Here is a 12,243-nt window from a genome sequence, read left to right as displayed (position 1 = left end):
CATACGCTTTAAATTCACCAAAATATTTTGTAATCGCTGCTGTCAATGAGGTCTTCCCATGATCAACGTGACCAATCGTACCAATATTAACATGCGGCTTCGTACGTTCAAATTTGCTCTTTGCCATCGCTGTCAATCTCTTATTTTACGCCCCAAGGAACAAGGCTCGCAAAACTACATAAACTGGCTTGACACATCAGCCCAACCACTAAAATTCTCAAACAGGAACTCCGTCTAAATCTACGATAGAAATGCTCTTCCTATCATATTACTGACCAATCCTCAACAGATCTTTGGAGCGGGTAGCGGGAATCGAACCCGCGTATTCAGCTTGGAAGGCTGCTGCTCTACCATTGAGCTATACCCGCATACCACAGACGCAATCCCCTTTGATAGATGGTGGAGGGGGTTGGATTCGAACCAACGTAGCATACGCAACGGATTTACAGTCCGCCCCCTTTAACCACTCGGGCACCCCTCCATCGCACCAGTAAAACCACGCGATACGGTATCATTTCAACCAAACCGCGATAACCTGTTCAATTTAAACCGGCTGCGAAGGGTTTATGACGGTTAGTATCGTATCTGTCAACAAAATAAATACAATTTTATAAAATTTTCTGCTAATAATTTAAATCATAAATTTTTATCTACTTCTGTTATTAATACGCTATAAGAAAAATATGACAAAAAAAATATCTAAAAACTTTCGTCACGCTCATATACATCATCAATGTCGTGGTACAAAAAAGTCCCTTTTTTTCTCTATAACACACTCAAAACGCGGAGCCGCTCCTTTAAGAAAAGAAGTAGTCCGTCTTTATGGTATCCACTCAGTTCAAGCCGCTTTAAAAAATCCAAAAAGAGTTTTTAAATATCTCTATATCACACAAAATGCTTTAAAACGATTAAATATACTCGAATCAGATTTACCCTGCCCCGCCACATTATGCTCTCCTAAACAACTTGATGCACTAGTCGGAAATGATGCCGTTCATCAAGGTGTTGTTGCAGAAACTGAACCCCTCAAGCCATGCCAATTATCTGAATTAACAAATACCGATCTTGTTGTTGTAATGGATCAAATTACCGATCCACATAATGTCGGTGCTATTATGCGCTCTGCAGTCGCGTTTAAAGCTGAAGCACTTATCACTACTTATCGTCATTCGCCCCAAGAAAGCGGCGTTCTTGCTAAAGCAGCTTCTGGAGCTTTGGAGCTGATTAATTATATTACCGTACGAAACCTTACTGAAGCACTTCAAGAACTTCATAAAGCAGGCTTTACCAGCTTTGGACTCGATTCAGAAGGCGATTTACCTTTAGAAACAGCATTAACAGGAAAAAAAATAGCTCTTATTTTAGGAGCAGAAGGCAAAGGCTTACGGAAAAAAACACGTGAAACCGCTTGCGCATTAACACGCCTTGATATGCCTGGAAATATTAAATCATTAAATGTTTCAAATGCAGCAACAATTGCGCTTTATGCAACCCATAAATATCTTAGACTGTAATTTTTGATTTATCCCGTGAAATATCAAAAAAACCAACCAACAAAAAACCTGAAAAAAGCCCACCAATATGAGCCTCCCATGCTATTGAAACGTTATCACTTTCAAATAAAAAAGAAAAAATACTCATCATAAAATTAACAATCAACCATATACTTATATAAACAAGTACACCCCTCGAACAAAGCGCCTGTTTGATAGATAATAAAGAACCCAAAAGTTTCTTATCCTGCGCATTAACACTGAAATAAACAGAGAAAAAACTGTAACGTGCAACAGCACCCATCATTCCAGAAACTGCACCTGATGCTCCAACAAGCGGCATTATACTATTCTGGTGAAATACAAAATAAGTTAATGCAGAAACAACCGCTGTTAATAACCAAAAAATTAAAAAGCGTACCTCACCAAAATATCTTACCAAAGGAGACCCAAAAACCAAAAGCCAAGCCATGTTAATAGCAATATGTTCAAAACTACCATGCATGAGCGAATAACTAATAATAGTATGACAGAATGCTAAAGAATCGGTCTTGAATAGCAGCGGTGTAAATGAAAAAAATTGAAGACTTTTAATATAGAGCTGCTCAGAAAAAAAATACCGAGGAATGAAATAAATACAAAAACAAACTGCTATCAAAACAACTATAATAAATGGAACATTCAATAATGATTCCCTCGGCTGTTTTGACAACAAAACAACATCATCATATCGGCGACCTGCATCTTTCATTATATAAATCTCATACTCTTTGTAAAATTAACAGCCTTTTGCATAAAATAAACATGTCAGTTACAATAAGAAAAGGTCTTTAAGCTTAACGCTCCTTTTATTTTCACTCATAAATGCCTAATATCTCTATGTGAAAACATTGGTATCTTATCAAAAAGATTTTTTAAAATACACATCAACAACATCGTCTACAGAATTATCGTACTGCACTAAACTTACAGAGATCATTTGGATGATCTGGAACTTCTATGTACCAATAACATAATCTTAATTGCCAGTTTTACCCACTATTTCGTTAAAATAAAAAGACTAATTTATCGCTAGGAAAAAACGTATCAACTTATTTATGTGCTTATAGTTTATCAGCCTAATACTATACTTTTGCTAAAGCCATCATAAATGTAAAATAAAAAGCCTATTCATTAAATACGAAAGCAGAAACATCAGCGATCTTTTAACTTTAAACCATTGCAATTTTAAAAATTTTCTTACGAAATCAAAAAACAACAAAAGCAAATATTTAATTAATCACATAATTTATACAATAAATCATTAACATAGAAAATTTAAAAGCTCTGCTTGCAATCCTTTAGCCACACATCATAAATAGGATGCTCTACTGCATTTAACCCTGGACTCTCTGCAAACATCCATCCTGTAAAAATACGCCGTATCTTTTTATCTAATGTTATCTCATTAACCTCAATAAAACCAGTTGTATAAGTTGGCTCATCCTTGGAACTAGTATAACATACTCGTGGCGTGACCTGCAAAACACCATACTGATAAGCCTCACCAAGAAGAACTTCAAAACGAGTCGTTCTACCAGTAATTTTATCAAGACCCGCAAAAACAGCAATTCCATTGCTAACACGCTCAGCCTGCACTCCACCAGCTGAAGCAAAGATCACCACAATCCCCATGAAAGCAGCATAAAAAATATGCTTCAATCCTGATTGTACAAAAAAACTCATAATACCCAATCAATCATATATAAAAAACAGTCGTAACTATAACTTATAGCAAAATAAACAAAAATACACTGGTCAATCAAAATGCTCTATTTTTTAGGCGACCATGCATCATAATCCTCATACACACAGGGGCGCTCTCCATTATACACAATAGACCCCTTTGGTCGATAAGCTTCGCTTGTTCCTGTCATATTCCTAACATGAGGCTTTTCCCATTCATATGGCTGATACTTTTCCTGTGTAGGTGGAACATTACAGCGATGATGAATCCAACCATGCCACCCTGGCGGAATAGCTGAAGCTTCAGAGTAACCCTTGTAAACTACCCAACGACGCGGATAACCATCCTTATGATAACCACCCTCATAATAAATATTACCAAACTGATCCTCCCCTATGCGTTTTCCTTTGCACCACGTAAAGAAGCGTGTATTAACGGTATTACCATTCCACCATGTAAAGACTTGCTTAAAAAAACCAGCCATCTTCTCTTCCATTTTTTAGCATACCCTAAAATCAGCTGTTACAATAAGCCTACCTTAACATTTGAAGTTACTGAAAACAGAAACCACCTGTAAATAGCTATCATGATTTTTTTTGGATAAAAACTTTTAATTCGTATTTCTTCAGCTGTAAAAAGATATCATATTTATTAGCTTTTCTCTACCCTATTATTAATCTATGCCAAGTTTTACCCTAATCAGTTCATTAACAGTCTGAGGGTTTGCTTTACCAGCTGTTACCTTCATTACCTGCCCAACAAACCAACCAACTAAAGCAGGTTTTTGTTTTGCCTGTGCAACTTTATCAGAATTATTGGCAACAATTTCATCAACAGCTTTTTCAAGAGCTTTTATATCTGTTACCTGTTTCATATTACGCTGCTCCACAACTTGACGTGGATCACCACCTTCATTCCAAATAATCTCAAAAAGATCTTTAGCAATTTTTCCAGAAATAGTTCCTTCTTTAATAAGATCAATAATGCTTCCCAATTGATCTGGTGTCACTGGTGTATCTTCAATTTCACGATTATCTTTGTTTAAAGCACCCAAAAGGTCATTAATTACCCAATTAGCAGCTATTTTTCCATCACGCCCACGTGCAACTTCTTCAAAATAATCAGCAATAGCCCTTTCTGTCACAAGAATGGAAGCATCATACGCTGTCAATCCCATCTCATTAATAAAGCGCGCTTTTATATCATCAGGGAGCTCTGGCAATTCCGCTGCCAAAGAGTCTACAAATTCTTGATCAAATTCCAATGGCAAAAGATCAGGGTCGGGAAAATAACGATAATCATGTGCCTCTTCTTTTGAACGCATAGACCGCGTTTCACCTTTAGCTGCATCAAAAAGCCGAGTTTCCTGATCTACTACACCACCACTTTCTAAAATCGCAATCTGACGACGCGCCTCATACTCAATCGCCTGACCAATGAAGCGAATAGAATTAACATTTTTTATCTCACAGCGTGTTCCAAAATTTTCACCAGGACGGCGAACCGATACATTGACATCCGCACGCATAGAACCTTCATCCATATTGCCATCACAAGTCCCTAAATAACGAACAATCGTACGCAACTTTGTCATATAGGCTTTGGCTTCATCTGATGAACGCATATCTGGTTTAGAAACAATTTCCATAAGAGCTACGCCAGAACGATTCAAATCTACAAAAGACATTGTCGGATGCTGATCATGCATCGATTTTCCTGCATCTTGCTCAAGGTGTAGCCTTTCAATTCCAACTTCAATATCCTCAAATTGACCATTCGAATCTGGACCGACAGATACAATAACCTTCCCCTCACCTACAATTGGATATCGAAACTGAGAAATTTGATACCCTTGCGGTAAATCTGGGTAAAAATAGTTCTTACGATCAAAAACAGATTTTAAGTTAATGTGAGCTTTTAATCCCAAACCAGTGCGAACCGCTTGACGAACACATTCTTGATTAATAACAGGCAACATACCAGGCATCGCTGCATCAATAAGCGATACGTGATTATTTGGCTCAGCACCAAATTTAGTTGATGCACCTGAAAAAAGCTTTGAATTTGATATGATTTGAGCATGAACTTCCATGCCAATAATGACTTCCCAATCACCTGTAGTTCCAGAAATAAAACGCTTAGAATCAGGAATACGCGTATCAATGATTTCCATTGCCAGTCCATTACCAATATTAAAAAAATATATCTGATGGCTAATCTAAAATCACTATAAGTGCAAGCTTAGAATATAAATCTAATAAAAAAGCCCGATTTCATCGGGCTTATTCTGTGAGTGCATACATTAATCCTTTTTAGGAGCCTTTTTCGTTGGAGCCTTCTCCGTAGCTTTTTTCTTGACTGCAGATTTTTTCTTTATCGGTTTTTTTTCAATTAAATCTGATTCGTCATATTCCTTCATCAGCTCTTCAACTGTCACTTCTTTATCTTTAACTTTTATCCGAGCTAACAGATGATCAATAACTTTTTCTTCAAAAATCGGGGCACGTAAATTTGCAACAGCTTCTGGTGTATTACGGAAAAAATCCATAATCTCTTTCTCTTGTCCAGGATATTGGCGTACCTGATCAAAAACTGCTGCCTTTAATTCATCATCATTGACTTTAACACCAACCTTCACCCCTATTTCAGAAAGCACTAAACCAAGACGAACACGACGTTGTGCAAGCCCACGATATTCTTCCCGCGCCTGCTCTTCTGTAACACCCTCACTTTCAAAATTGCTGCCTGCCTTTTTTAAATCCTCATTCACCTGAGTCCAGATATTGTTAAACTCAATTTCCAAAAGCCCTTCAGGAATCTCAAAATCATAATCAGCATCCAAAGCATCAAGAATTTGACGTTTAATTTTTTGACGTGTCATTGAACCATACTGACTTTCAATCTGCCCACGAACAACTTCACGTAAGCGATCCAGAGATTCCAAACCAAGCTTTTGAGCTGCTTCATCATCAATCTTCAGCTCATCTGGTTTCAAGACAGCTTTAACAGTAACATCAAATTCTGCATCCTTACTTGCCAAATGCACAGCGCTATAATTATCAGGAAATTTAACAGAAATTGTCTTCTTATCTCCTGTTTTTACACCAATCAATTGTTCCTCAAAACCGGGAATAAATTGCTTTGACCCAAGAATCAATTGCGCATCACTATCTTTCCCACCTTCAAATGGAACACCCTCAAGCTTCCCTAAATAATCTATTGTAACACGATCACCTTCTTCAGCAGAACCGTCTTTCAGCGAATAGCTACGAGTAGAAGAAAGGGTACGCTTTACTTGCTCATCAATTTCTTTTTCAGGAACAATCGCAATTTCACGAACAACTTCAATATGATCGAAGTCTTTAATTTCAAATTTCGGTAAAATTTCATATTTTAAATTGAAAACAAAATCGGCTTCACCATCTAAAATTTTTTCATTTTCATCTATATCAATTTGCGGCTGCATCGCTGAACGTTCATTACGATCAGCTAAAATAGAGTGGGGAGCATCTTTGATAATCTCATTCAAAATTTCCGCCATAAAAGACTTGCCATACATTTTTCGTAGGTGACCTGTAGGCACCTTACCAGGACGAAAACCATTAAGCTTAATCTTACCCTTGGTATCATCCAATCGTTCATTCAACTTTTCTTTTAAATCTCTCGCTGGAACAACGATCTTAATTTCGCGCTTCAGTCCTTCATTAAGCGTCTCGGTAACTTGCATCAAACAACCTTTATTTTTCTAAAGAGAAGGATAAACCTGCTCTGATAATAATTACATTCTAACACTTGAGTGTTAAAGCACTATGAAACAAACTTCCAGTTACGCAGAGAAGTCCGTAATATTCAAAGAACTCCTTTGGTGCGGATGAAGGGACTCGAACCCCCACGGTTTCCCGCCAGAACCTAAATCTGGTGCGTCTACCAATTTCGCCACATCCGCTTAAACCTATAAAACCAATAACCTCACATAGGCGGCGTTTCTATACCATTAATTAAAGAAAAAAAGCAAATAAATATATTTAAAAATCCAAATACACACCCTTCTTTACAAATTACAAAAACAAAATTTATGCTTTTCAGATGAAAATACTTCTACTAAAAGGGAATTATGTTAAATAAGTTCAATGATCCAATTCATGTCATCGGCGGTGGACTTGCAGGTAGTGAAGCAAGCTGGCAGATCGCTCAATCAGGTATCCCCGTTATTTTGCATGAGATGCGTCCTCAAAAAAAATCTGATGCTCATAAAACAGATAGACTCGCAGAATTAGTATGTTCAAATTCATTCCGTTCTGATGACTCATCAACAAATGCTGTCGGTCTTTTACATGCTGAAATGCGATTAGCAAAATCCCTGATTATGAAAGCTGCAGATGCCAATAAAGTACCAGCTGGAAGTGCACTGGCCGTTGATCGCGATGGATTTTCCAAAACCGTTACAACAGCACTTGAAAGCCATCCCTTTATAACTATAAAACGTGAGGAAATTCAAGATCTCCCTGAAGATGGAAGACACATTATCATTGCAACAGGTCCTCTTACCTCACCAGCGCTTGCTCAAGCAATACAAGCAATTACTGGAACAGAATCGCTTTCTTTTTTTGATGCTATCGCGCCCATTATTTATACTGATAGTGTTAATATGGACATCTGCTGGTATCAATCACGCTATGATAAAATCGGCCCTGAAGGAACAGGAAAAGATTATCTTAATTGTCCCCTTGATAAAACACAATATGAAATATTTATTCAAGCATTAAAAAATGCAGAAAAAACAGAATTTCGTGACTTTGAAAAAACACCCTATTTTGATGGATGCTTGCCAATTGAAGTTATGGCTGAACGTGGACTTGAAACCCTAAGACATGGACCTATGAAACCTATGGGCTTAACTAATGCCCATAATCCTACAATTAAACCATACGCCGTCGTCCAATTACGTCAAGACAATAAGCTTGGAACCCTTTATAATATGGTCGGGTTTCAAACAAAACTGAAATATGGTGAACAAGTTCGCATTTTTAGAATGATTCCTGGTCTTGAGAAAGCAGAATTTGCCCGTCTTGGTGGACTTCATCGCAATACCTATCTTAATTCACCAATCATCCTTGATAAAACCCTTTGTTTGAAGCAAAGACCTCAGCTACGTTTTGCTGGACAAATTACAGGATGTGAAGGTTATGTAGAATCATCTGCAATAGGACTTCTCGCTGGGCATTTTGCTGCTGCTGAATATAATCATAACTGCCCTTCTCCCCCACCACTAACCACAGCATTTGGTGCTCTTTTGAACCATATTACTGGTGGACACATCGTAACAAAAACAGAAAAACAGTCTTTTCAACCAATGAATATCAATTTTGGTCTTTTTCCACCTATTATTTCTGTCGCCTCCTCAGAAAAACGTTTACTAAGTAAAGAAAAAAAATTAGCAAAAAAACAAGCTATAACTGCTAGAGCCTTACATGATTGTGCTCAATGGTTAAAAAATAGAGCGTAAAATAATTTCTAAACTAATTATTGTCTTTGATTTCCATGAGATACACATCACTAATCTTTGATCTATTAGATTATCACTCCACAAAAATAATCTAAAATTTTTTTATGGAATTAACAATCTCAGTCAATAAACAATAAGTATAAGAACCATCATTTATTAAACTTAAACAGCACAGAAGCTTTATTTAAAAATCTTTTGCTATAAAAACCATAAAATAGATTTTAAACGCGCTTCAATTGTTAAAAAATTTGTCATAATATGTATGTTGCAATTATAATAGCAGTTAAAGTATATACCAATACCCTGATCACTGTCACAAACATCTGCTACATGAAAACGCTGTAGCCTCTTGGCATGACTAAAATTTAAGCCAATATCTACAAGCTACACCCCCTATAATCCAATATTTCATTTGAACAAAAACAAACACATCCTGTAAAATTTTATGTAAAAACATATACAGAACATTTTTAAAAAAACCCGTTTATAAATAAATCGGGTTTTTTATATGGCTTAAATTACTTTTTATTAACAGCTTCTTTAAGAGTTTTCCCTGCAGAAAATTTGGGAACAGAACGCGCTGGGATATCAATTTCAGCACCAGTTGAAGGATTCCGCCCCTTTGTAGCAGCACGATGAGAAACTTCAAAAGAACCAAAACCTGGAAGGCGAACATCACCTCCTGAAGCCAAGGCTTCTGTTACAGAAGCAATAAAAGCATCAATAACAGAGCCTGCCTGCGCTTTTGAAACACTTGCTTTTTCAGCAACGGAAGTAACCAATTCACTTTTATTCATTAAACATTTCCTTTCCCTATATTATCAAATAACGTAATCTAACGGTCATCGCTCAGTTTATTGAAAAGTACAGTAAACAGAAGTCTTATTTTTATCCAAAGCATTGTTTTTTTAGCAATAATCACAGTTATTCACGGAATTTTTCATTTTTTTTAAATAAATGAAACGGTAACTGTAAAAATAGCCCCTGCAACTCTTACAAACACAACGGCAGTGAATAATGATTCAGTGTGCAATTTGTCTTCCTCCACCGTCGCTTTCCGTCCTGACAGTTGAAGCCACTGTAGGAGATTCCGTCCATTCAATAGCCTCTGGAGAACGAACCAAAGCATGTTTAAGAACTTCACTAACATGATTTACTGGAATAATTTCCATATTATTTTTGACAACATCAGGAATATCAATCAAATCTTTTACATTTTCTTCAGGAATGAGCACTTTTTTTATCCCTCCCCGAAGAGCTGCAAGTAACTTTTCTTTTAATCCACCAATCGGCAAAACACGACCACGTAAAGTAATTTCCCCAGTCATCGCAATATCTCTATGCACAGCTATCCCTGTTAATACCGAAACAATTGCTGTAACCATTGCAATTCCAGCAGACGGTCCATCTTTTGGCGTAGCACCCTCTGGAACGTGAACATGAATATCACGTTTATCAAACAGTGGCGGCTCTATACCAAAATCAACAGCACGAAAGCGCACATAAGATGCTGCTGCAGAAATGGATTCCTTCATGATATCACGCAAATTCCCAGTTACTGTCATTTTGCCTTTTCCCGACATCATAACACCTTCAATAGTTAACAGTTCTCCACCAACCTCAGTCCATGCAAGCCCCGTAACAATACCAATCTGATTTTCACCTTCGACTTGCCCATAGCGATAACGTTTAACACCCAAAAAATCACCAATATTATCTTCTGTAATCTTCACAGATTTTTGATGAGTCTTAAAAATTTTCGTAACCGATTTACGTGCCATCTTCATTAATTCACGCTCAAGGTTACGCACACCCGCTTCACGTGTGTAAAATTGAATAACAGATCTTATGGCATCATCAGAAACACTGAATTCTCTTTTAGAAAGACAATGATCCTTCAGCGCCTTTGGTAAAAGATGCCGCCTAACAATTTCCATCTTTTCACATTCGGTATAACCAGCAATACGAATAATTTCCATCCGATCCATTAACGGTCCTGGAATATCAAGCGTATTCGCCGTCGCAACAAACATCACATCAGAAAGATCATATTCTACCTCTAAATAATGATCAATAAATGTACCATTTTGCTCAGGATCAAGTACTTCCAATAAAGCCGATGAAGGATCTCCACGAAAATCTTGTCCTATTTTATCAATCTCATCGAGCAAAAAAAGCGGATTAGACTTTTTTGCCTTTTTCATTGACTGAATAATTTTTCCAGGCATAGAACCAATATAAGTCCGACGATGTCCACGAATTTCTGCCTCATCCCGCACCCCTCCCAATGAGATACGAACATACTCACGACCCGTCGCTTTTGCAATAGAACGCGCCAGCGATGTCTTCCCAACACCTGGGGGTCCCAGCAAACAAATAATAGGACCTTTTATTTTCGATGCTCGGCTTTGTACTGCTAAATATTCAACAATCCGTTCCTTGACCTTTTCAAGACCAAAATGCTCATTATCCATGACTTTTTCGGCAAAATTTAGATCATTTTTAATTTTTGACTTTTTACCCCAAGGTATTGCTAAAAGCCAATCAAGATAATTACGTACAACAGTTGCCTCTGCAGACATAGGAGACATATTCCGTAATTTTTTCAGTTCTGCCACAGCTTTTTCATGCGCTTCCTTCGAAAATTTAGTCTTTGTGATGCGTCCCTCTAATTCAGACAACTCATCGCGACTATCATCACTTGCCCCTAACTCCTTCTGAATAGCCTTCATTTGTTCATTAAGATAATATTCCCGCTGATTCTTTTCCATTTGCCGTTTAACATGTGAACGAATCCGTTTTTCAACCTGCAGAACAGAAATTTCTCCTTCCATGAACGATAAAATGCGTTCAAGACGGTCACGTATAGGCAATAAAGCTAATATTTCCTGCTTTTCTGAAAGCTTAATTACCAAATGTGAAGCAATAGTGTCAGCAAGCTTAGAAGGGTCATCAATTTGACCAACCGCATTAACAACCTCAGGAGAAATTTTTTTATTAAGTTTTACATAATTTTCAAAATAGGAAATCACAGACCGAGAAAGAGCTTGAATCTCAACAGCATCTTCCTTGGGCTCTTCTGTAACACTCGCAAAAGCTTGATGATAATCATTATTTTCAGTAAATTGGCTAATTTTTGCACGCGCAGTACCCTCAACCAAAACTTTTACAGTTCCATCAGGAAGTTTTAAAAGTTGAAGAACATCAGCAAACGTACCTATATCATAAATATCTTCCGATTTTGGATCATCATCCGAGGCATTTTTTTGTGTGACCAGCAATATTTGTTTGTCAGATGCCATTGATTTTTCAAGAGCACAAATTGACTTTTCTCTCCCCACAAAAAGTGGAACAATCATATGCGGGAAGACAACAATATCACGAAGAGGTAAAACAGCATAAAGCCCCTCCCTTACTCCGTCTGTCTTTTCATCAATATATTGCATAATTCTCCTTTCTGGAGCCTATGATTTATCCACACACAAGCCCGCCTTTTAAAAAGCCTTTAGCTCTTCACA

Annotated in this window: 10 protein-coding genes and 3 tRNA genes; 2 read left to right on the top strand and 11 right to left on the bottom strand. The window is 37.2% G+C overall.

Annotated elements, in window-relative coordinates; genetic code table 11:
* From V5N67_RS03040 to V5N67_RS03030, 3 genes are all read right to left on the bottom strand, one after another.
* The coding region (locus V5N67_RS03040) for a GTP-binding protein (RefSeq protein WP_234924853.1) at positions 1-127 on the bottom strand (127 nt) is incomplete at its 3' end.
* 167 nt (positions 128-294) lie between these two features.
* Positions 295-368, bottom strand: a tRNA-Gly gene (locus V5N67_RS03035).
* A 29-nt stretch (positions 369-397) separates the two neighbouring features.
* Positions 398-481 (bottom strand) — tRNA-Tyr (locus tag V5N67_RS03030).
* Positions 482-683: 202 nt separating this feature from the next.
* Between V5N67_RS03030 and rlmB the strand changes: the two genes are divergently transcribed.
* A complete protein-coding gene (gene rlmB, locus V5N67_RS03025) occupies positions 684-1,514 on the top strand; it encodes a 23S rRNA (guanosine(2251)-2'-O)-methyltransferase RlmB (protein WP_332060429.1) in 831 nt (276 codons plus the stop codon).
* On the opposite strand, the gene V5N67_RS03020 is transcribed toward rlmB, so the two are convergent.
* The 6 genes from V5N67_RS03020 to V5N67_RS02995 form a co-directional block, all read right to left on the bottom strand.
* Positions 1,504-2,244 carry a rhomboid family intramembrane serine protease gene (locus V5N67_RS03020; protein WP_332060428.1) on the bottom strand — a complete coding sequence of 247 codons (741 nt, stop codon included), beginning with the start codon at positions 2,242-2,244 and terminating at the stop codon, positions 1,504-1,506. The genes rlmB and V5N67_RS03020 overlap by 11 nt on opposite strands.
* A 566-nt stretch (positions 2,245-2,810) precedes the next feature.
* Positions 2,811-3,218 (bottom strand): DUF2155 domain-containing protein, encoded by a 408-nt coding sequence (locus V5N67_RS03015; protein ID WP_332060427.1) that lies wholly within the window; start codon positions 3,216-3,218, stop codon positions 2,811-2,813.
* 86 nt (positions 3,219-3,304) lie between these two features.
* Complete coding sequence (locus V5N67_RS03010; protein ID WP_332060426.1) at positions 3,305-3,703, bottom strand: NADH:ubiquinone oxidoreductase subunit NDUFA12; 399 nt, start codon at positions 3,701-3,703, stop codon at positions 3,305-3,307.
* Between the two features lie 189 nt (positions 3,704-3,892).
* On the bottom strand, positions 3,893-5,392 hold the full coding sequence (gatB, locus tag V5N67_RS03005) for an Asp-tRNA(Asn)/Glu-tRNA(Gln) amidotransferase subunit GatB (protein WP_332060425.1): 1,500 nt from the start codon (positions 5,390-5,392) through the stop codon (positions 3,893-3,895).
* Positions 5,393-5,521: 129 nt separating this feature from the next.
* Positions 5,522-6,946: a trigger factor gene (gene tig, locus V5N67_RS03000; protein WP_332060424.1), complete on the bottom strand. Its 1,425-nt coding sequence runs from the start codon at positions 6,944-6,946 to the stop codon at positions 5,522-5,524.
* 136 nt (positions 6,947-7,082) lie between these two features.
* Positions 7,083-7,165, bottom strand: a tRNA-Leu gene (locus V5N67_RS02995).
* 168 nt (positions 7,166-7,333) lie between these two features.
* On the opposite strand from V5N67_RS02995, the gene trmFO reads away from it, so the two are divergent.
* Entirely contained in the window at positions 7,334-8,725 is a 1,392-nt protein-coding gene (gene trmFO, locus V5N67_RS02990) for a methylenetetrahydrofolate--tRNA-(uracil(54)-C(5))-methyltransferase (FADH(2)-oxidizing) TrmFO (protein WP_332060423.1), read from the top strand.
* Between the two features lie 518 nt (positions 8,726-9,243).
* Here the strand turns inward: trmFO and V5N67_RS02985 are convergent.
* On the bottom strand, positions 9,244-9,522 hold the full coding sequence (locus V5N67_RS02985) for an HU family DNA-binding protein (RefSeq protein ID WP_332060422.1): 279 nt from the start codon (positions 9,520-9,522) through the stop codon (positions 9,244-9,246).
* Between the two features lie 225 nt (positions 9,523-9,747).
* Positions 9,748-12,171, bottom strand: coding sequence for an endopeptidase La (lon, locus tag V5N67_RS02980; RefSeq protein ID WP_332060421.1), 2,424 nt, complete (start codon positions 12,169-12,171; stop codon positions 9,748-9,750).
* Positions 12,172-12,243 lie beyond the last annotated feature (72 nt).

The sequence above is a fragment of the Bartonella rhinolophi genome (genome assembly GCF_036576165.1).
Classification (GTDB): domain Bacteria; phylum Pseudomonadota; class Alphaproteobacteria; order Rhizobiales; family Rhizobiaceae; genus Bartonella.
This window is presented reverse-complemented; position numbering and strand designations above follow the sequence as displayed.